Here is a 20,011-nt window from a genome sequence, read left to right as displayed (position 1 = left end):
GAGGGTGGCCGGGTCCGCACACACCGATGTCGCCGCGTACGTGCTCGGCGTCCTCAGCGAGGCCGAGAGCACCCAGTTCGAAGCCCACCTGATGAACTGCCCGCACTGCCAGCTCGACCTGATCGAGCTCTACCAGCTGCCGGACGTGCTCGACCTGGTCAAGCGCAGCTGGCCGGAGCCCCCGATGCCCGCGCCGAGCCCGCGCACGCTGGCGCCGGGGCCGCGGGTGCTGCGCGGCCTGATGGAAGAGGCCGCCGTGAAGCGGCGCCGCCGCAAGCGGCTCGGCATCCTCGCCGCCGCCGCGGCCGCCGCGCTCGTCGTGGCCGGCCCGCTGGTGACCCTCGCCGTCCGGCCCGCCGACGCCGTCCCGCCCGTGTCCCTCTCCGCGCCCAACCGGCCCGCGCCGGCGACCAGCGTCCCCGCGACGTCCACCGCGCCGCCGTCCGCCGGCGCGCCGGGACAGCCCGGCGGCGGCCAGACCTACGGCCGCGGCAGCGGCGGGTCCGCGGTGAGCGCGCTGGTGACCGTCTCCCCGGTGGAGTGGGGGAGCAAGGTCGAGCTGGAGCTGCGCGGGATCGTCGGGCCGCTCAAGTGCCAGCTGATCGCGATCTCCACCGCGAACGACGAGCGCGTCGTGTCCGGCTGGTCGGTGCCGCCCAAGGGGTTCGGCATCCCCGGCTCACCCGAACCGTTGCGGCTGCAGGGTTCCATCTCGATGGCCGTGGACCAGATCGCCCGGTTCGAGGTCCGCGGGGACGACGGCACGGTCCTCGTCACCGTCCAGCGCTGAATTCCGCATTCCTTTTTCCGGCCGGAACGCCGTGACCTCGGGAAATGCTGCCGGGTTGCGTGCCGGATGATAACGAACAGATAACGGGCCGGTCGCTTTTGAACCTCGGGGTGCCCGTGTCCGTATCCCCCAATGCATCCCCCGATGCGTCCCGACAGCCGGAACCACCTGCATCCCCCTCGGGTTCCGCGCGATCTCGACCTCAATTGACGGTAGTTCTTGCCCGGGCCGCCGCGGTGTTCGGCGTGCCCGGAAAAACGAACGAGGTGAACTAGTCTATGGCCCGGAACCATTCTCGGTCCCCCGTGACGGGCAAGCATCGCGTCGCCCGCCGAACCAAGATCGCGATGGGCGCGATCGGCCTGGCGATCGCCGTCGGCGCACTCGCCGTCGCGGTCACCACGGGCCGCACGGGCGAGGCCAGCGCGGACCCCGCGGACCCGTCGTTCTTCATCGACATCAGCAAGGTCCCGGCGGGCAACAACGTGAACGCGGCCTTGCAGAAGAAGGGCGCCCAGGGTTCCTTCACCGTCGACTGTGGAACCGACGCGGACGGCGCGCACCAGAACCCCGACAACTTCATCGCCCAGCCGGGGATCAAGAACGGCGCTCAGCACCTGCACGACTACGTCGGCAACCTGACCACCAATGCCGACTCGAGCCTGAAGAGCCTGCTCGCCGGCGGCACCACCTGCAAGAACGGCGACAAGTCCGCCTACTTCTGGCCGGTCATCCGGATCGACCGGGCGGACGACGCCCAGCAGCAGCAGCGGAACCAGAAGGCCCAGCAGGAGCAGCAGGGCAAGACGGGCGACGTCCAGCAGGACAAGAGCGCGCAGGACGCCCAGGACGCCCAGGACCAGCGCGACACCCAAGGTCAGGGTGGTGGCCGCTCGGGCAGGAGCGCGCAGCGGCAGGACGGCCGGAACCAGGATCAGAACGGTCAGCGGCAGGATCGCCGGCGCGGTCAGGGCAACCAGAACGACAACCAGAACAACGGCCGGCAGGAGCTGGGCGGCATCCAGGGCGCGAACAAGGAAGTCGGCGACAACGACGGCACGATCATCGAGCCGGAGTCGGCGACGCTGAAGTTCATCGGCGGCGGCGCCCAGAACGTCGTCGCGATGCCACTCGGGCTGAAGATCCTCTACGGTGACGCCAAGCAGAGCACCAACGGCCCGGCGAACGCCCGGCCGAGCTGGACGTGCACCGGCTTCGAGGACCGGCTCACGGATCTCTACCCGATCTGCCCGGCGGGCAGCAAGGTCGAGCGCATCCACGCCTTCCCGAACTGCTGGGACGGCAAGAACACCGACAGCGCGAACCACCGCACGCACATCGTGTTCGCCAACCGGCAGGGCCAGTGCCCCAAGGGGTTCAAGAACGTGCCGCAGCTGCAGGTGACGCTGGTCTACGACGTCCCGCAGGACGTCCAGCAGAAGGGCGAGTACAAAGTGGACGCTTTCGCCCAGGAGAAGCACAACCCGCGCTCCGACCACGACGACTTCGCGAACGTGATGAGCAAGCAGATCATGGGCCGCCTGGTCGACTGCATCAACTCCGGCAAGGCCTGCGCGGAGTAGCCCCTCCGGCCCCGGCCCGGCGGACACTTCCCTCCATCTCACCCCCCGAGGTCCGCCGGGCCGGTCGCACCACCCCCGCGCGGGACCACCGGTCCCGCCCCCGAGCCCCGGCCCGTGGACGCTTCCCTCCACCTCACCCCCCAGTCCCGGGCCGGGATTCCTTCATCCGGGTCAGCGAAGGAGGACGAACGGCGGGAGCGGTTCCCGCCCCGCGAGTTCCGGCCGGTGGACGCTTCCCTCCACCTCACCCCCGTCCACCGGGCCGGAACTCCGCCAACCCCGGGTGGCCCTCCGATCGCACGAGTTTTTCCCGCTCCAGTACGCGAGGTTCTCCCGAGGCGCACGGGCTTCCCGGGGAATCGAACGAGATTCGCCTCGAATCCCGCGAGATCTTCCCAGCTTCCGGCCCGGCGGCCGCCCCTCGGCGACCGGGCCGGTTCCTCTCCTCGCGCGGAAACCGGCCGCGAAGACCGGCCGCAGCGACTGGCAGCGAGGACCGGCTCCGAAACCCACCCCGAGAGCCCGACCCGAGAGCCCAGCTCGAAAGCCCGACAAGAGCCCAACCCCGAAGGCCCCGGTCCGGCGGATGCTTCCCTCCACCTCACCCCCTCATCCCCCGGACCGGCTCACGCCGCGGTCCCCGTGCTCCGGTACGGGGACCGCGGCCCAGAAGTCCAGTGGCACCCGTCCGGTCCCGCGCCCGGCCGCGTCCAGCAGGCGGCCCATCAGCTTGACGCTCCGCAGCGTCACCGCGCGGCCGATGATCTCCAGCCACGGCAGCTTCGCCGCCAGCCCGCCCTCCAGCGCCACCGCGTCGTGCTGGGAAGGCAGCCACACCACCAGCATCAGGTTCGCCGCCCCCGACAGCGCCGCGCACATCCGGACCTCCGGCACCATCGCCAGGGACCGCGCGGTCGTCTCCAGCTTGTCCGGGGGCACCCGCAGCCACAGCGTCACGGTCACCGGCGCGGGCGACACCGACCGCGCGATCTCGCACCGGACGCGCACCGCGCCGCGGCCGAGCAACGTGTCCAGCCGGCGCCGGACGGTCGTGGCGCCGATGCCCAGCTCGGCCGCCAGCGCCGCCGCCGACGCCCGCGCGTCCACGCCGAGCGCCAGGATCAACGCGCGGTCCGCCTCGTCGAACCGCAGTGGCGCGCGGTTCTTCGCCTGCTTCGTGGACAGCGCTTCCCGTTGCCCCGGTGAGATCGCCCGCACCCGCCACCGGCTGCCCTCGGTGAACATCCGCGGGGACACCGTCGTCCGCACCCGGGCGACGCCCGCCACCGTCGCCACCCGCGCCTGGACGTGCGCTCCCAGCTGCCGCAACGTCGGCGCGACGACGTGAACGAGCAGGTCGCACGGCCCGGCGACGCACTCCACCGTCACGACGTGGACGTCGGCGGCCAACGCGGCCGCGAGGTCCAGCGCCGCACCGGGCTCGCAGTCGATCTCGACGAAGGCGAGGGCCAGCTGCGCGGTCAGCTCTCCGCCCGCGTACGCGGTCAGCCACGCGTCGCCGCGCTCCACGAGCGCGTCCCAGCGCCGGGCGGCCGTGACCGCGCCCAGCCCGAGCGTCTCGCCGAGCGTCGACCACGACGCCCGCGGCGCGGCCTGGAGCGCGTCGACCAGTTTGAGGTCCTGCTCGGCCAACATGGCGGATTCTTCGCCCATCAGACCTCGCAACGGTGGTTTTGCGGATTTTTCCCCGCCATTGTGCTCGACTCTCGCATGATCGGCGCATGAATTTGCGCTCGGACGCCGCCGCCATCCTCGACGACCTGATCGCCCTGCGCCGCGACCTGCACCGCATCCCCGAGATCGGCCTGCAGCTGCCGCGCACCCAGGACCGGGTCCTCGCGGCACTGGACGGCCTGGACCTGGAAGTCAGCCTCGGCAAGAACCTCTCGTCGATCACCGCCGTCCTGCGCGGCGGCCGGCCCGGCGGCACCGTGCTCCTGCGCGGCGACATGGACGCGCTGCCGGTGACCGAGGCCAGCGGCGAGGAGTTCAGCTCGGCCATCGAAGGCGCGATGCACGCCTGCGGCCACGACCTGCACACCGCGGGCCTGGTCGGCGCGGCCCGGCTGCTCGCCGCGCGCAAGGCGGAGCTGCCCGGCGACGTCGTGTTCATGTTCCAGCCCGGCGAGGAAGGCTGGGACGGCGCCGGCCACATGATCGAGGAGGGCGTCCTGACGGCGTCCGGCAAGCACGTCGATGCCGCGTACGGCCTGCACGTCTCCGCCTCGAGCTACGCGAAAGGCCAGTTCGTCGCCCGGCCCGGCACGCTGATGGCGGCGTCGGGTGCCTTGTCCGTGCGGGTGCTGGGGGAGGGCGGCCACGGCTCGTCACCGCACGACGCGCGCGACCCGATCCCGGCGGCCTGCGAGATGGTGACCGCGCTGCAGACCATGGTCACGCGCGGGTTCGACGTCTTCGACCCGGTCGTCGTCACGGTCGGCTCGTTCCACGCCGGCACGCGGCGGAACATCATCCCGGACGACGCGAAGTTCGAGGCGACGCTGCGGTCCTTCTCCCCGGAGGTCGCCGCGCGGGTGGGCGAGCGCGCGGTGCAGGTGTGCCGCGGGATCGCCGCCGCGCACGGTCTGGACATCGACGTCACCTACGAACCGGAGTATCCGGCGACGATCAACGACGCCGACGCGTACGCCTTCGTCGCCGACACCGTCCGTGACGTCTTCGGCCCGGAACGGTTCACCGAGATGGCCGACCCGATCACCGGCTCGGAAGACTTTTCCCGCGTCCTCGAACGCGTCCCCGGCGCGTACCTGTTCCTCGGCGCGTGCCCGGGCGACCCGGCGAGCGCCGCCGACAACCATTCGCCGCGCGCCCGCTTCGACGACAGCGTGCTCGGTGACGGCGCCGCGCTGCTGGCCGAGCTGGCCGTCCGCCGGCTCGCGCTCCTGGCGGGGTGAGGCGCGTGCGCAGCTACCACTGGCCGCCGGTGCTCCCGGTTCTCGCGCTGGTCCTGATGCCGTTCCTGCCGTTCGTCAACACGACGGGGCTGTGGCTGGGGCTGCCGCGGATGATCGTGTGGGGCGCGTTCTGGTGCCTCATGTTCACCCCGGCGCTGCTGCTGTCGGAACGCCTGATGCGCGGACGGGAGGAAGACCGGTGATCCTGACCTTCACCCTCGTCGGCATCGTCCTGATCGGCGTGCTCGGCTTCGTCGGACGGCGCCGCCCGGCGGCGGACCTGGCCGAGTGGACCGTCGGCGGGCGCCGCTTCGGCGCGCTGACCATGTGGTTCCTCCAGGCGGGCGAGGTGTTCACCACCTTCACCTTCCTCGGCATGGCCGGTCTCGCCTTCTCCGGCGGCGTCGCGGCGATGTACGCGCTGCCGTACGTGCCGATCGCCTACGTCGTGCTGTTCTTCCTCGCGAAACGCCTCTGGACGATGGGGAAGGAACGCGGCTACCTCACGCAGGGCGACTTCCTCGAGGACCGCTACGCCAGCCGGGCGCTCGGCACGTTGTCCGCGGTGCTCGGTGTCGTGTTCGTGCTGCCGTACCTGCAGCTGCAGATCACCGGGCTGGGCCTGATCGTCCGGCTGGTCACCGGCGACACCGCGTCCGGGACGCTGAGCATGGTCGCCGGCAGCGTGCTGGTGGTCGCGTTCGTGCTGTGGGCCGGGCTGCGCGGCGTCGCGGCGACGTCCTACTTCAAGGACGGGATCATGCTCGTCGCGCTGGTCGTGCTGATCATCGCGGTGCCGACGCACTTCGCCGGCGGCGTCGGGGGCGTGTTCCGCAAGATCGAGCAGCTCCACCCGGAGAAGCTGATCGTCCACAGCGGAGCGAACGACCACGTCTGGTTCTTGACGAGCATGCTGGTCAGCGCGATCGGCGTCGGGCTGATGACGCTGCCGCACTCGTGGCCGGCGCTGATGTCCGCGCGCGACCCGAAGGTGCTGCGGCGCAACTACACCTGGATGCCGGTGTACGAGCTTTCCCTGTTGCTGCCGATGCTGATCGGCTTCGCGGCGATCATCGTCGTGCCCAAGGGGAGTGACCCGAACGGTGTATTGCTGACGCTGTCGAAGGACGCATTGCCCGGCTGGGTGACAGGAGTCGTCGTGGTCGCCGCCACGGCCACCGCGATGGTGCCGGCGGCCGGGATCCTCATCGGGATCTCGTCGCTGGTGGCGCGCAACATCGTCCGGGTCCGCAGCGGCCGCGGGCAGTTCTGGATCAACCACGGCACGGTTGTGCTCGCGAGTACCCTTGCCCTGGTGCTCGGCATCTTCCGGCCGGATCTGCTGGCCAACCTGCTGCTGCTCACCTATTCGGGGTCGGTCCAGCTGGCGCCGGCCAACCTGCTGGGCTTCCTGCGGAAGGTGCCCGTCGGCAAGGGCCCGGTCTTCGCCGGGCTGATCGCCGGCGAGGCCGTGGTCGTCTGGCTGACCTTTGTGGACACCCATCTCGTCGGCACCGTGAACGTGGGCCTGGTCGGGCTGGGCGTCAACGTCGTGGTGCTGGCCCTGGCCGCGGTGCTGGCGCCGCGGCGGACTTCTCTCGTGGAGGCGGCGTGACGCGCACGGTTTTCACCGGCGGCTCGGTCTTCGAGGGCACGGGCGCGGAGCCGGCGGCGGCCGATGTCGTCGTCGAGCACGGCCGGATCGTCGACGTCGGCACCGGCCTGGACGGCGACGAAGGTGTCGACTGCTCCGGCGCGGTGCTGCTGCCGGGGCTGTTCGACTGCCACGTGCACGTCACGGTGTCGGACATCGGGTTGCTGTCGCGGGTGCAGAAGCCGTTCTCCTACCAGTTCTACGAAGCCGCGCGGAACCTGTGGGCGACGCTCGGGCTGGGCATCACGACGGTGCGCGACGCGTCGGGCGCGGACCTGGGCATCAAGCAGGCGGTGGACGACGGGCTGATCCCGGGGCCGCGGCTGCAGATCTCGATCGGCCTGATCAGCCCGACCGGTGGCCACGGCGACGACTGGTTCCCGTCGGGCATGTGCGTCCCGCTGCTGGTGCCGCACCCGGGCCGCCCGGACGCGACGGCGGACGGCCCGGACGAGATGCGCCGGGTGGCCCGCACGCTGCTGCGCGCGGGCGCGGACGTGCTGAAGGTGTGCACGACGGGCGGCGTGCTGTCCCCGCGCGACGACCCGCGGCACTCGCAGTTCACCCCGGAGGAGCTGGAGGTCCTGGTCACCGAGGCGGCGATGCAGGGGCGTCCGGTGATGGCGCACGCCCAGGGCGCGGCGGGCATCAAGAACGCGGTGCGGGCCGGGGTGCGCTCGATCGAGCACGGCATCTACCTCGACGACGAGGCGATCGAGCTGATGCTCGGCCACGGAACCTGGCTGGTGCCGACGCTGATCGCCCCGGTCAACGTGGTCCGCGCGGCGGACGCGGGCGTGGATCTGCCGTCGGCGGTGGTGGCGAAGGCCCGCGAGGTGGTGGAGGTCCACCGCGACTCGGTCCGCCGCGCGTACGCGGCGGGAGTGCGCATCGCGATGGGAACGGACAGCGGAGTGGGCCCGCACGGAACGAACCTGGAGGAACTGTCGCTGATGGCGGCGTGCGGCATACCGCCGGCGGAGGTCCTGGAGGCAACCACGTCCTCGGCGGCCCGCTTGATGGGCCTGGACGGCGAGCTGGGCCGGATTTCGCCGGGCCTGCGGGCGGACCTGGTGGTGGTGTCCGGGAACCCATACGACTTCCCGGCCTTGGCGTCGAACATCCGGGAGGTGTGGAAGGACGGCGTCCGGGTGATCTGACGCGTGCCGCTCGCTAGGAGTGCACGACGGGATTGCCCCACCCCAGCTCCGGCAGGTGGTTCGACAACCCGCCCGCCATCCGGGCACCGGCGAGCAGCGGGCTTTCGGTGGTGCCCGGCCGGTAGGACCGCAGCTCGAGCCGCAGCACGTCGGTGACGTCGGCCCGCAGCACCCGGGACCGGCCGAGTGTCGCCGTCACCTCCGGGCCGGGCTGCCCGTCCAGGAAGACCTGGAACACCCCGACCTGGCCCGCGTCGACGGCGTTGTCGAGGACACCGACGGTCGATTCGAACCGCCGGTAGCTCCGGCCCAGGTTGAAGCTGACCGAGCCGCGGGGACTCTGCGCGAAGAGATCGCTGCGGTGGATGATGCTGTCGCTGAACAGGCGGTTGTCGATCCTGACCGGCCCGAAGCGCACGTCGGAGGTCCGGCCCATGGACTCCAGGGTGGCCACCAGGGCCGACTCCGGCGCATCGGCCATCCTGGGTGGGACCGACGGTCCGAGGTGCTCCCGTACCGAGTCCACGAGGTGCCGCAGGTCGTATTCCGCGGAACGGTGGTGTATCCGGAGGTACTGCCGCCGGGCCAGGTCGGTGATGGTCGCGGGCAGCTCTGCGGCGGCCGGCATCGCCCGGTCACCGACGAGGACCGGGATGACCGGCTTGCCGCCGGCGATCGCCAGTTCGATCTCGGTGCGCACCCAGTCGGCCGGTGCGTCGATCCGCCGCCTGCCCTCGTGCTCCACGCTGAGCCAGTTCGGCCCGATCACCGCCAGGAAGACCGAGCAGCCGGTGACGGCCTCGATGAGGACCGGGTCGAACGCGACCCCCTTGGGAATCGTCCGGCTCGACCGGAAGACGTTGTCGGCGCCGAACACCCGGCACAGTTTCCGGTCGATCAGCACAGCCGTGTCCTGCGCGTCACCGGCGCGGAAGTTGATGAAGACGGTGTTCATGGTCGGTCTCCGTCCGTGTGGTGCTCAGCGCCCGGCCGCGACGACGTAGGGCGAACCCCACACCGCATTGCCGCTCCGGCACGGTTTGCCCGCGGCGGTGGTGAACGAGGTCCGGAGTTTCAGGGCGAAGACGTTCTCCGGGAGGTCGACGGAGAACGTCTTGGTTTCCCCGGGATTCACCACGACGGCCTGTTTCGCGTTCACGCCGTCGTCGTTCAGGAAGACTTCGAACTTCACGGCGAGATCCGGCGAAGCCGTCGAGTCGGTGCCCACGGCCTTGACCTCCAGGCGGGTGAAGTTCTTCAGCCGGAACTGCTGCTCCCCGCGGTAGGCGCTGCTGTTGCACGTCGCGAGCATGTTCCACAGGGAATTCGGGTACTGCGTCAGCTGCACGTCGTGATCTCCGTGCTGGACGTGCCATTCGTTGTTCGTGAGCGGAAGGTCGAGCAGCGAGACCGGCGATCCTTTCGGCACGCTGCTGCCGTCGCCGGGAACGGCCGCCCCGGCGGTTTCGCCGGTGGTGGTGGTTTCCGGGGCCGATTCCGTGGCCGACGTCGGTGCGGCGCTCGTGGACGGCTGTGCCGCGGGTGTTGCGGTGACCGTCGTCGGCGCGGCCACCACCTGCTGCGTGGGAGACTGGGTGAGCCGGGCGGCGACGAAGACGGCCGCCAGCAGCACCACGACGCCGAGAGCCGCCACCACCCAGCGTTTCCGGGATTTCTTCACCTTTCCTGCCTTCCGTCCGCCGAGCGCGGACCTCAGCTGCCGGGCGAAGTCGCCGTCTCCCGCTATTTCCTGGCTGAGGTAGAGCCGCATGGCGTCCGTTTCGACCGGGCCCGACGGCCGTTCGGTGAACCGGGCGAGCACTTCCGCGAGGAACGGCTCGGAAAACCGAGCCTGCACCTGGCCGAGGAGTTCTTCCAGGGATGCGTCGTACGCGGCGTTTCCACCCTCCGCCCTCCGCCGGAGGTAGTGCGACAGCACGGAAACCACGTCACGGGACAAGTCGGTCTCGGTCATCGGCGATCCTCCACCTCGGTCACTGGTCCGCCGGGCCGCGAGCATACGTGCGCCAATCGATCACCGACGTGCGGGTGCCGATATTGAATCGACCTGTGGCCGTTTTGTTGGAAGCGGAGAGGAAGTGGACAGAATCTGTCGCGGATCTGTCTGCTTTTTGGCCTTTTCCGGGTGCCTCAGGCTTCCGCGTTCAACAGGTCCTTCAACGCGGCCGCGAACTTGGCCGGATTCCGTTGCGGCGCCAGGTGGGCCCCCGGCATCTCGGTGAACGGCAGCCCCAGCTCCAGCGCCAGGATCTTGGCCGGCTGGTAGTGGTAATGACCGCGGCTGCCCTCGCCCGCCACCGGGTAGATCTCCGTGCTCGCGCGGCGCAACGCGCGCAGGTCGGGCAGGTAGTCGAAGAACTCCGTCAGCTCGCGGTCGAACAACCGGATCCAGTCGGCCTCGTGGGGCAGGCGCAGGTTCGGCAGGTCGGGCAGGGCCGCGCCCGCGATCGCGTCCGCGAAGCGGGTCACGGCCGTCAGCAGCTCACCCGAACGGGCCAGCCGGACCTGCTCCGCCGCCGCTTCCAGCCAGCCGCTCGCGTCCGGCATCAGGTGCACCGCCGGGGGTTCGTGCGCCACCAGCGCCGTCACCCGGTCCGGGTGGCGGGCCACCAGGTCGAGCCCGATCAGCGCGCCCGCGCTCGTGCCGAACACCAGTGCCGGGCCGTCGGTCGCGTGGTCCAGTACCGCCAGCGCGTCGTCGGCCTGCACGGACACCGGTACCGGGCCCGTCGTCGTGTCCGTGCTGCCGAAGTGACCGCGCCGGTCGTAGGTGATGACGGTGTAGTCCGCGTACAGCTGCTTCGCCAGCGCGCGGTAGGAGTCACCCGCCCCGGTGCCGCCGGGGATCAGCAGCAGCGCCGGGCCCTCGCCGCCGCGGCGGACGAGGAGCTCACCGTCCTGGACCGGGCAGCGGCTCTCCGAGATCATGCCCCGAAGTCAAGCACAGCCGGCCCGCTGGACGGCGCGGTGGTCGAGCCTTCGAAACCCGGGATCCCACCGGCCCGGCTAGAGCCGTTCGATGATCGTTGCCGTGGCGAGCGCGCCGCCCGCGCACATCGTCACCAGCGCCGTCGCCGCGTCCCGGCGCTCCAGCTCGTGCAAGGCCGTGGTGAGCAGCCGGGCGCCGGTGCTGCCCACCGGGTGCCCGAGCGCGATCGCGCCGCCGTTGACGTTGACCCGGGCCGGATCCGGCGCCAGCACCCGCTGCCACGACAGCGCGACCGACGCGAACGCCTCGTTGACCTCGAACAGGTCCACGTCGCCGATGCTCATCCCGGTCCGGGACAGGACCCGTTCCGTCGCGCGGATCGGGCCGTCCAGGTGGTAGTACGGCTCCGCGCCGACCAGCGCCTGCGCCACGATCCGCGCCCGGGGACGCAGGCCGAGCGCGGCCGCGCGGTCCGAGTCCGCCAGCAGCAACGCCGCCGCGCCGTCGGAGATCTGGGACGACGTCCCGGCGGTGTGGACCCCGCCGTCGACCACCGGCTTGAGCCGCGCCAGGCCTTCCGCCGTCGTCTCGCGCAGGCCTTGGTCGCGGCCGACCAGGCGGGTTTCGCCCGTCGCGGCTCCCGTGTCGTCGAGGACCGGGGCCTTGACCGGCACCACCTCGCGGTCGAAGTGCCCCGCCGCCCACGCGGCGGCGGCCTTCTGCTGGGAGCGGGCACCGAACTCGTCGGCGTCCGCGCGCGTCAGGCCCCGGCGGACGGCGATCCGCTCGGCCGCGTCGTACTGGTTGGGCAGGTCGATCGACCAGGACGCGGGCCGCGGTGACGCGCCGGCCCGGTTCGTGCCCAGCGGCACCCGGCTCATCGCCTCGACCCCGCACGCGACGCCCACGTCGATGGCACCGGTCGCGATGAGGCCGGCCACCAGGTGGGTGGCCTGCTGGGCCGAGCCGCACTGGGCGTCGATCGTCGTCGCGCCCGCGGTCTCCGGCAGGCCCGCGTGCAGCCACGCCGTGCGCGTCACGTTGTTGGACTGCTCGCCCGCCTGCGTGACGCAGCCGCCGATCAGCTGCTCGACCAGCGCCGGGTCGATCCCCGCGCGGTCGAGCAGCGCGGTCTGCGCGGCGCCCAGCAGCTCGGCCGCGTGCAGGCCGGACAGCAGCCCGCCCCGCTTGCCGATGGGGGTCCGCACGGCTTCGACGATGACCGGCACGCCCATGTCGTCCCCTTCGTCGGAAACACTGTTCACCGCCGTCGAAACTAGAACAAGTTATCGTTTCAAGCAAGCGATCCCAGGATCGGCCGGATTTTGATCTTCGCCGAGTGAGCGCTCGATCACCTGGCCTCATCGGTCAAGTAAACAGGTTTCACTGAACGGTCTTCCGTAAGTTAACACCGTATGCTGTAATCGCTGTTAGAACGTGTTTCAAAGGCGAACCGTGGGAGGCACCGTGGCCGCTCCGCTCATCCCCGCCGGGTTCGACTTCACCGATCCGGATCTCCTGGCCGAACGCCTGCCGGTGGCCGAGTTCGCCGAGCTGCGGCGCACCGCCCCGGTGTGGTGGAACCCCCAGAAGCACAACACCGCCGGCTTCCGCGACGACGGCTACTGGGTCGTCTCCCGGCACGCGGACGTCAAGGAGGTCTCGCGCGACAGCACGCTGTACTCGTCGCGGGAGAAGACCGCCATCATCCGCTTCGACGAGAGCATGACCGAGGACAACCTCGACGCGAACCGCCTGGTGCTGCTCAACATGGACGCCCCGCAGCACACGAAGCTGCGGCGGATCGTCTCGAAGGGCTTCACCCCGCGGTCGATCGCCAAGCTCGAGGACACGCTGCGCGAGCGCGCGGAGCGGATCGTGCGGGAGGCGCGGAAGAAGGGGTCCGGCGACTTCGTCACCGACGTCGCGTGCGAGCTGCCGCTGCAGGCGATCGCCGAGCTGATCGGCATCCCGCAGGAGGACCGGCTCAAGATCTTCGACTGGTCGAACCAGATGGTCGCCTACGACGACCCGGAGTACGACGTCGAGCCGCTGGAGGCGTCCGCGCAGCTCATCGGCTACGCCTGGAACATGGCCGAGGACCGCCGCAAGTGCCCGATGGACGACATCGTCACGAAGCTCATCCAGGCGGATGTCGACGGTGAAGCGCTCGGCTCGGACGAGTTCGGTTTCTTCGTCATCCTGCTCGCCGTCGCCGGGAACGAGACCACGCGCAACGCCATCACCCACGGCATGAAGGCGTTCCTCGACCACCCGGACCAGTGGGAGCTGTACAAGGACCAGCGGCCGAAGACCGCGCCCGACGAGATCGTCCGCTGGGCGACCCCGGTGGTCGCGTTCCAGCGCACCGCCACCCGCGACACCGAGCTGGGCGGCGCGCACATCCGCAAGGGCGACCGCGTCGGCATGTTCTACAGCTCCGCGAACTTCGACCACGAGGTCTTCGACAACCCGGAGAAGTTCGACGTGCTCCGCGAGGACAACCCGCACGTCGGCTTCGGCGGGACGGGTTCGCACTACTGCATCGGCGCGAACCTGGCCCGGCTGGAGATCGACCTGATCTTCAACGCGATCGCGGACGTGATGCCGGGGATCACCGAGGCGGCGCCGCCGGTGCGGCTGCGGTCGAGCTGGCTCAACGGGATCAAGCACTACCCGGTCCGGTACGCCTGAGCGGGCCGGGCGCCGGCCGGGCGACGTTTCCGGCGGCGGATGACATCATGACGTGATGGCCTCGCGAGCGACCGTCGACGTCGAGTTCTCCGTCCGCGTCACCCGGCCCGGGCCCGCCGCGATCTCGGTCGCGGCGGCGCACGCGGACACCGAAGAGCTGATCGTCTCCTGGCACGGCGAGAGCGAGCCGGTCGAGTTCGCGCACGGAACCCGGGCCGAGGTCTTCGAGCTGCCCGCCGGCGAACACCGCGTCACCTACCACGCCGAACGCGCGCTGACCGAGCCCGAACCCGAGCCGGTGACGCTCGCCGACGCGGCCGTGTTCACCCGGCCGAGCCGGTATTGCCCGTCCGACCGCGTCGCCGGGTTGGTCGCTCCGCGGCTGCTGAAGCTGGGGAGCCCGGAAAAGCAGGTGGACGCGATCGTCCGGCACGTCCACGAACGACTGTCCTATGTGGTCGGATCGAGCCGGGCGACCGACGACGCGATCGACACGCTCCTGGCCGGGGAGGGCGTCTGCCGCGACTTCGCGCACGTGTGCGTCACGCTGTGCCGGTTCCTGGACATCCCCGCGCGTTACGTCGCGGTCTACGCGCCGGGACTGTCCCCAATGGACTTCCACGCGGTGTTCGAGGCAGCCGTCGACGGCCACTGGTACGTTTTCGACGCGACCCGCCGGGCACCCCGCCGCACGATGCTGCGCATCGCCACGGGCCGCGACGCCGCGGACACGGCGTTCCTGGCCACCCTCGGCTGCGAGCTCGGCTTCCTGGGCAGCACGGTGTTCGCGACGACGGACACGGCAACGCCACCCGACGACGGCCACGAGCTGGTGGTCCTGGGCTGATCGTGTGCTCGGCCCGCCGCTGTGCCGGCTCCCGCGGCCGAGCTGAGCCCTCCGCCGGGCCGGTTGGCCGGTAGCTGTTCGGGTCGGGGCCTGCGAGCGCCCTCCGGCTCGGCCGGTCGCGGGTGAGCCGCTCGCGCTGTCGTCCCGGGTGCCGCCGGGCGCCGGCTGCGCTGAGCAGCCGGTGCGCCTGCCGCCAACCTCGCCAACCCGCCGCCCGCGCCCGGCGCCCGCCGCCCGCCGGGCGCGCGGAGCGCCGCCCGCGCCGAGCGTGCTGGCTGCGCTGAGCAGCTGGTGAGCTTGCCGCCAATCCCGGCCAAACCCGCCGCCCGCGCCGGGCGGGCTGCCGCGCGAGCGCCCGCCGCTCCAAGTGCGCGGCCTGCGCTGAGCAGAGCCTGCCGCTGCCCGGCCATCCGCCGCCCGCACCGCGCGCCCGCTGAGCGCACCGCTCGCGCCGCCTGCGCTGAGCCGCCGCAAGCCAGCCGCCTGCCTGGCCCACCCGTCGCCCGCACCGCCTGCGCTGCTCGCGCCGCGCCGCGCTGCTCGCCCGCGCCGCTCGCGCCGCGCTGCTCGCCCGCGCCGCGCCGCGCTGCTCGCGCCGCGCTGCTCGCCCGCGCCGCGCCGCGCCGCGCCGCGCCGCGCCGCGCTGCTCGCCCGCGCTGCTCGCCCGCGCTGCTCGCCCGCGCTGCTCGCCCGCGCTGCTCGCCCGCGCTGCTCGCGCCGCGCCGCGCTGCTCGCGCCGCGCCGCGCTGCTCGCGCCGCCGCACCGCCCGCGCTGCGCAACCGCCGACCCTGCTACCCCCCTGCCAACCCACCCCCCGAGGTGGGCCGACCGCGTGTTGCCTGCGCGAACCGGCGTCCGGCTGGGTAGACAGTCTTCGTGAACAGTTCCCCCAAGGCCCCGAGCCCCTGGGCGCGGGCCCGTGCCCGGTACCGGTGGCTGGACCACCTCGCCCGCGCCACCAACCGCTATGTCGACTCCGGCGGTTACCACTACGTCGCCTCGATCACCTACTTCAGCCTGCTCTCGCTCGTGCCGCTGCTGATGGTCGCCTCGTCGGTCGGGGGGTTCGTGCTGGCCAGCCAGCCGCATCTGCTCGACACCCTCGTGCACGCCATCGTGTCGACGCTGCCCGGCGGGCTCGGCGGGAAGGCCACCGAATTGCTCACCGGGTTCGTCGAGCAGCGGACGAGCGTCGGGGCGTTCGGCCTGGTCATCGGCCTCTACTCGGGCTGGAACTGGATGAACGCGCTGCGGGACTCGCTCACCGCGCTGTGGGGGCAGAACCGGTCCGACCAGCCGCTGCTGCGGCTGATCGCCGTCGACCTGCTCGCGCTGCTCGGCCTGAGCGCTGCGCTGCTCGTGTCCTTCGGCCTCACCATCTCCGGGACCGCGCTCGGCGGCTACCTGCTGCGGCTGGCCGGGCTGGACGACACGAGCTGGGGCCACCAGCTCGTGTCGGCGTCGTCGGTGCCGCTGTCGCTGGCCGCGGACTGGCTGGTGTTCCTGTGGGTGCTCACCCGGCTGCCGCGGCAGAAGGTCGGCGTGCGCAGCGCGGTGCGCGGCGCGATCGCCCTCGCCGTCGGGTTCGAGCTGCTCAAACTGGCCGGCGGCTTCTACCTGCGGTTGATCAGCGACTCGCCGACCGGCATCGCGTTCGGCTCGGTCATCGGCCTGATCTTCTTCATCTCGCTCGTCGCGCGGCTGCTCGTCTACGTCACCGCGTGGACGGCCACCGGCTCGGACGCGCCGCCGAAGCCCGTCGCGCCGCCCGCGCCGGTCGTGCTGAAGCCCGTGGTCGTGCCGGACCCGCCGATGGCGGTGCCCGCCGCGGTCGGCGTCGTGACCGGGGTGGCCGGGACGCTGCTCGCGCTGCGCTGGCGCCGCTCGCGGCGGCGGTGATCAGCTCGGCTTTTCCGACCCGACCACCCACATCGAGAAGTACTGCGACCCGCCGCCGTAGGCGTGCCCGACGGCGATCCGCGCGCCGTCGACCTGGTAGTCGCCGGCCCGGCCCATGACCTGCTTCGCGGCTTCGGAGAACCGGAGCATGCCGGACGCGCCGATCGGGTTGGACGAGAGCACGCCGCCGGACGGGTTCACCGGCAGCCGGCCGCCGATCGCCGTCTCGCCCGCCTCGGTGACCTTCCAGCCCTCGCCTTCGGGCGCGAACCCGAGGTTCTCCAGCCACATCGGCTCGAACCACGAGAACGGCACGTAGATCTCGGCGACGTCCACTTCGGACATCGGGTCGGTGATCCCGGCCTCCGCCCACAGCGCGGCCGCGGCGTCGCGTCCGGCGCGCGGGTTCACCTGGTCCCGGCCGGCGAACGTGGTCGGCTCGGTGCGCATCGCCGTCGCGTGGATCCACGCCGCGCCGCCTTCGACGGCGTCCCCGGCGGCTTTGTCGCCGAGCACCATCGCGCACGCGCCGTCGGACGACGGGCACGTCTCGTCGTAGCGGATGGGATCCCACAGCATCTGCGACTTCCGCACGGACTCCACGGTGATGTCCGGCTGCCGCAGGTGCGCGTACGGGTTCAGGGCGCCGTTGCGCCGGTCCTTCGCCGCGACGATCGCGCCGACGTGCTCCGGCGCGCCGGACCTGCGGATGTAGGAGCGCACGTGCGGCGCGAAGTAGCCGCCCGCGCCGGCGCCGACCGGCATCTGGAACGGCGGCAGGATCGACAAGCCCCACATCGCGTTCGACTCGGACTGCTTCTCGTAGGCCACCGTGAGCACCCGGCGGTGCACACCCGCTTGGATGAGCGACGCGGCGACCAGTGCCGTCGACCCGCCGACCGAGCCGGCGGTGTGCACGCGCAGCAACGGCTTCCCGGTCGCGCCGAGCGCGTCGGCGAGGAACAGCTCGGGCATCATGACGCCCTCGAACAGGTCCGGGGCCTTGCCGAGCACGACGGCGTCGATGTCGGCCCATGCCACCTGGGCGTCGGCCATCGCGCGGTCGATCGCCTCGCGCAGCAGTCCCGGCATCGAGACGTCGGCGCGCTTGGCGCGGTGGTGCGTCTGGCCGGTGCCGAGCACGGCGGTGAGCTGCTTGGTCATCGGGCCTCCAGCACGGTCACCAGGTTCTGTTGCAGCGCCGGGCCGCTCGTCGCGTGCGCCACGGCCTTGCGGGACTCCCCGCGGTGGATCCGGGCCGCCGCCTCGCCGATGCGGGCGAGGCCGGCGGAGAACATCGGGTTCGCGGCGAGTGCGCCGCCCGACGGGTTGATCTTCACGCCGTCGTCGAGTTTCAGCGCCGTGCGCAGGATCAGCTCCTGGTGCGTGAACGGCGCGTGCAGCTCGGCGAGGTCGGCGCCGTCGAGGTCGAGGGCCGCGGCCGCCGCTTCGGTGGACGGCGAGCGCGTCAGGTCGCGGGCGCCGAGCACGGGGGAGTCGACGCGGTGTTCGATGCCGGTGATGACCGCGGGCCGGTCGACGATGTCGCGTGCGCGTTCCACGGTGGACAGGATGACGACGGCCGCGCCGTCGGTGATGGGCGCGATGTCGTGCCTGCGCAGCGGATCGGCGAAGTACGGGGTGTCGAGCAGCTCGGCCGCTTCCACACCGCGGTGGCGGGCGGCGACCTCGGCGAGGTCCTTTTCGGACCAGAGGCCGGCTTCCAGGCCCAAGCGCGCCTGGATGCCGGCGATCGAGATCGAGTCCGGCCACAGTGGAGCGACGACGTAGGGGTCGAGCTGCAGGGCGAGCACCCGGCGCAGCTGCCCGGCGCTGGACTTGCCGAAGCCGTAGACGAGCGCGGTCTCGACCTCGCCCGTCCTGATCTTCAGCCACGCCTCGTACAGCGCCCAGGCGGCGTCCATCTCGACGTGCGACTCGTGGATCGGCGGGAACGCGCCGATCGCGTCGACCGCGGCGATGAAGCTGAAGGCGCGTCCGGCGAGGTAGTCCGACGAGCCGGAGCACCAGAACCCGATGTCCTGCTTGGACAGGCCGGTCTGCGCGAACACCTCGGCGAAGATCGGGACGAGCATCTCCACGCCGTTGGTGGTGCCGTCGGTTTCCCGGACGTTGGGGGCCTTCGCGAAGCCCGCGATCGCGACGTCTGGCATCAGGACCTCACAGGTGGTGGGCGAAGGTTTCGTAGGCCGCGTCCGGCTCGCCGGTCGGCTCGAAGTGGCTGATGTTCTCCAGCGACGTCCACCACTCGTCGCGGGGTTTCCAGGCGGCGCGCACGCGCATGCCCATCCGGACGTCCTCGGCGGCGCAGCCGAGGACGAGGTGGAGGAAGGCGATGTCGGCCCCGTCGAGCAGGATGTACGCGGCGACGTACGGCGGCTTGATGCGCTGGCCGAGGAACGGGACGTTGACGATGCAGAACGTGGTGACGATGCCGGTGTCGGGCAGTTCGACCTCGTCGGTGGTGGGCACGCCGTCGGTCGGGCAGGCGCCGCGCGGCGGGATGTAGACCTTGCCGCAGGCGGGGCAGCGCTGGCCGATCAGCTTGCCTTCGGCGAGGCCACGGAGATATCGGCTTTCCTCGGGGGACGCGGAGTGCATGTACTTCAGGTGCACGGGGGTGATGACGACGCTGACAGGCGCCCCTTCATCACGTTCGGCAACCGGCGGAGCGGGCTCGGTGGGCGTGGTGTCCTCGGCGTCGAGGGGGAGGAAGTAGGCGATGTCCCGGATGTGCCCGACGGCGTCGTCGGCCCATCGCGCGCGGACGCGCAGTCCACTGTGGATGTTCTCGGGCGCCCCGGCGTCGACGGCGTGGAGCATGGGCGTGTCGGCACCGTCGAGCTTGACGAGCGCCCAGGCGAAGGGCCGGCTGAGCGGCTGGCCGTCGAGCGGGTGCGCACACCACGACCAGGAGACGACGGTGCCTTCGCCGGCCACCGGCACGAACTCGCTGAGCTGCTCGGCGGTCACGGGGTCGTACTCGACCGGCGGGACGTGCACGCGGCCGTCGCTGCCGCGGACGCCTTCGATGCGGTGCTCGCGCAGCGCGTTGACGAACCGCCCGAGAACGGGCCCGGTGGAGCGCGTGTAGTCGAAGCCGACGTTGAGGGGTGCCGCCAGTGGTGTCTCGGTCACGTCCTTGAGTGAAACACGTTCTTGTTCTGGCGGCAAGATTCCCCAGTCGATGGAGTCGGGGATGTGTGGAACTTGTTCTACGACGCGCGGTGCGGCGGAGGCGGTACAGATGGTCTTGCACGGATTACAGCAGGTCTCGTAGCTTGACGAGCTGCGCGATGTAGATGGCCGGCAGGCAGAGGTCCACGACCAGGATCGGGACGGTCAAGAGGACCGGTTTCGCGTTCGCCAAGGCGAGAGGGATGGCCACGACCGCGGGGGCGATCGCGATCAGGATCAGCGGAAGGTGGTACGGGAGCAGCCGCTGCTTGAGGCGGTACTTGGGATCGCGTTTCGTG

The 20,011-nt window shown here is 71.5% G+C and carries 17 protein-coding genes; 9 read left to right on the top strand and 8 right to left on the bottom strand.

Going from position 1 to position 20,011, the window contains the following annotated elements; all coding sequences use genetic code 11:
• Positions 1-4 precede the first annotated feature (4 nt).
• On the top strand, positions 5-790 hold the full coding sequence (locus BT341_RS36045; protein WP_072480475.1) for a zf-HC2 domain-containing protein: 786 nt from the start codon (positions 5-7) through the stop codon (positions 788-790).
• A 278-nt stretch (positions 791-1,068) separates the two neighbouring features.
• Positions 1,069-2,373 carry a DUF1996 domain-containing protein gene (locus tag BT341_RS36040; RefSeq protein WP_072480474.1) on the top strand — a complete coding sequence of 435 codons (1,305 nt, stop codon included), beginning with the start codon at positions 1,069-1,071 and terminating at the stop codon, positions 2,371-2,373.
• A 609-nt stretch (positions 2,374-2,982) separates the two neighbouring features.
• On the opposite strand, the gene BT341_RS36035 is transcribed toward BT341_RS36040, so the two are convergent.
• On the bottom strand, positions 2,983-4,029 hold the full coding sequence (locus BT341_RS36035; RefSeq protein ID WP_072482369.1) for an Lrp/AsnC family transcriptional regulator: 1,047 nt from the start codon (positions 4,027-4,029) through the stop codon (positions 2,983-2,985).
• Positions 4,030-4,115: 86 nt separating this feature from the next.
• Between BT341_RS36035 and BT341_RS36030 the strand changes: the two genes are divergently transcribed.
• Genes BT341_RS36030 through BT341_RS36015 form a run of 4 tightly spaced genes read left to right on the top strand, consistent with a single transcriptional unit; the run spans position 4,116 to position 8,123 of the window.
• On the top strand, positions 4,116-5,309 hold the full coding sequence (locus tag BT341_RS36030; protein ID WP_072480473.1) for a M20 metallopeptidase family protein: 1,194 nt from the start codon (positions 4,116-4,118) through the stop codon (positions 5,307-5,309).
• 5 nt (positions 5,310-5,314) lie between these two features.
• Positions 5,315-5,512, top strand: a complete 198-nt coding sequence (locus tag BT341_RS36025; RefSeq protein ID WP_072480472.1) for a hypothetical protein — start codon at positions 5,315-5,317, stop codon at positions 5,510-5,512.
• Positions 5,509-6,924 carry a sodium:solute symporter family protein gene (locus tag BT341_RS36020; RefSeq protein ID WP_072480471.1) on the top strand — a complete coding sequence of 472 codons (1,416 nt, stop codon included), beginning with the start codon at positions 5,509-5,511 and terminating at the stop codon, positions 6,922-6,924. The genes BT341_RS36025 and BT341_RS36020 overlap by 4 nt, the downstream gene beginning before the upstream one ends.
• On the top strand, positions 6,921-8,123 hold the full coding sequence (locus BT341_RS36015) for a metal-dependent hydrolase family protein (RefSeq protein WP_072480470.1): 1,203 nt from the start codon (positions 6,921-6,923) through the stop codon (positions 8,121-8,123). Before BT341_RS36020 ends, BT341_RS36015 begins: the two co-directional genes overlap by 4 nt.
• Positions 8,124-8,136: 13 nt before the next feature.
• Here BT341_RS36015 and BT341_RS36010 read toward each other — a convergent pair whose 3' ends face one another.
• The 4 genes from BT341_RS36010 to BT341_RS35995 form a co-directional block, all read right to left on the bottom strand.
• Positions 8,137-9,078, bottom strand: a complete 942-nt coding sequence (locus tag BT341_RS36010; protein ID WP_072480469.1) for a TIR domain-containing protein — start codon at positions 9,076-9,078, stop codon at positions 8,137-8,139.
• A 24-nt stretch (positions 9,079-9,102) separates the two neighbouring features.
• Positions 9,103-10,098: a hypothetical protein gene (locus tag BT341_RS36005; protein ID WP_072480468.1), complete on the bottom strand. Its 996-nt coding sequence runs from the start codon at positions 10,096-10,098 to the stop codon at positions 9,103-9,105.
• Positions 10,099-10,274: 176 nt separating this feature from the next.
• Positions 10,275-11,072 carry an alpha/beta fold hydrolase gene (locus BT341_RS36000; RefSeq protein ID WP_072480467.1) on the bottom strand — a complete coding sequence of 266 codons (798 nt, stop codon included), beginning with the start codon at positions 11,070-11,072 and terminating at the stop codon, positions 10,275-10,277.
• Positions 11,073-11,150: 78 nt separating this feature from the next.
• Positions 11,151-12,308: a steroid 3-ketoacyl-CoA thiolase gene (locus BT341_RS35995; protein ID WP_072480466.1), complete on the bottom strand. Its 1,158-nt coding sequence runs from the start codon at positions 12,306-12,308 to the stop codon at positions 11,151-11,153.
• Positions 12,309-12,540: 232 nt separating this feature from the next.
• On the opposite strand from BT341_RS35995, the gene BT341_RS35990 reads away from it, so the two are divergent.
• From BT341_RS35990 to BT341_RS35980, 3 genes are all read left to right on the top strand, one after another.
• Complete coding sequence (locus BT341_RS35990; protein WP_072482368.1) at positions 12,541-13,767, top strand: cytochrome P450; 1,227 nt, start codon at positions 12,541-12,543, stop codon at positions 13,765-13,767.
• Between the two features lie 55 nt (positions 13,768-13,822).
• Entirely contained in the window at positions 13,823-14,614 is a 792-nt protein-coding gene (locus BT341_RS35985; RefSeq protein ID WP_072480465.1) for a transglutaminase-like domain-containing protein, read from the top strand.
• A gap of 877 nt (positions 14,615-15,491) precedes the next feature.
• Positions 15,492-16,514 carry a YhjD/YihY/BrkB family envelope integrity protein gene (locus BT341_RS35980; RefSeq protein WP_072480464.1) on the top strand — a complete coding sequence of 341 codons (1,023 nt, stop codon included), beginning with the start codon at positions 15,492-15,494 and terminating at the stop codon, positions 16,512-16,514.
• Here BT341_RS35980 and BT341_RS35975 read toward each other — a convergent pair whose 3' ends face one another.
• Genes BT341_RS35975 through BT341_RS35965 form a run of 3 tightly spaced genes read right to left on the bottom strand, consistent with a single transcriptional unit; the run spans position 16,515 to position 19,673 of the window.
• Complete coding sequence (locus tag BT341_RS35975; protein ID WP_072480463.1) at positions 16,515-17,678, bottom strand: thiolase domain-containing protein; 1,164 nt, start codon at positions 17,676-17,678, stop codon at positions 16,515-16,517.
• The gene (locus BT341_RS35970) at positions 17,675-18,688 is read right to left on the bottom strand and encodes a thiolase domain-containing protein (protein ID WP_072480462.1); all 1,014 of its coding nucleotides are present in this window, start codon (positions 18,686-18,688) and stop codon (positions 17,675-17,677) included. The genes BT341_RS35975 and BT341_RS35970 overlap by 4 nt, the downstream gene beginning before the upstream one ends.
• Before the next feature lie 7 nt (positions 18,689-18,695).
• The gene (locus BT341_RS35965; protein WP_072480461.1) at positions 18,696-19,673 is read right to left on the bottom strand and encodes a Zn-ribbon domain-containing OB-fold protein; all 978 of its coding nucleotides are present in this window, start codon (positions 19,671-19,673) and stop codon (positions 18,696-18,698) included.
• Between the last annotated feature and the right edge of the window lie 338 nt (positions 19,674-20,011).

It is taken from the genome of Amycolatopsis australiensis, assembly GCF_900119165.1.
Lineage (GTDB): Bacteria > Actinomycetota > Actinomycetes > Mycobacteriales > Pseudonocardiaceae > Amycolatopsis > Amycolatopsis australiensis.
This window is presented reverse-complemented; position numbering and strand designations above follow the sequence as displayed.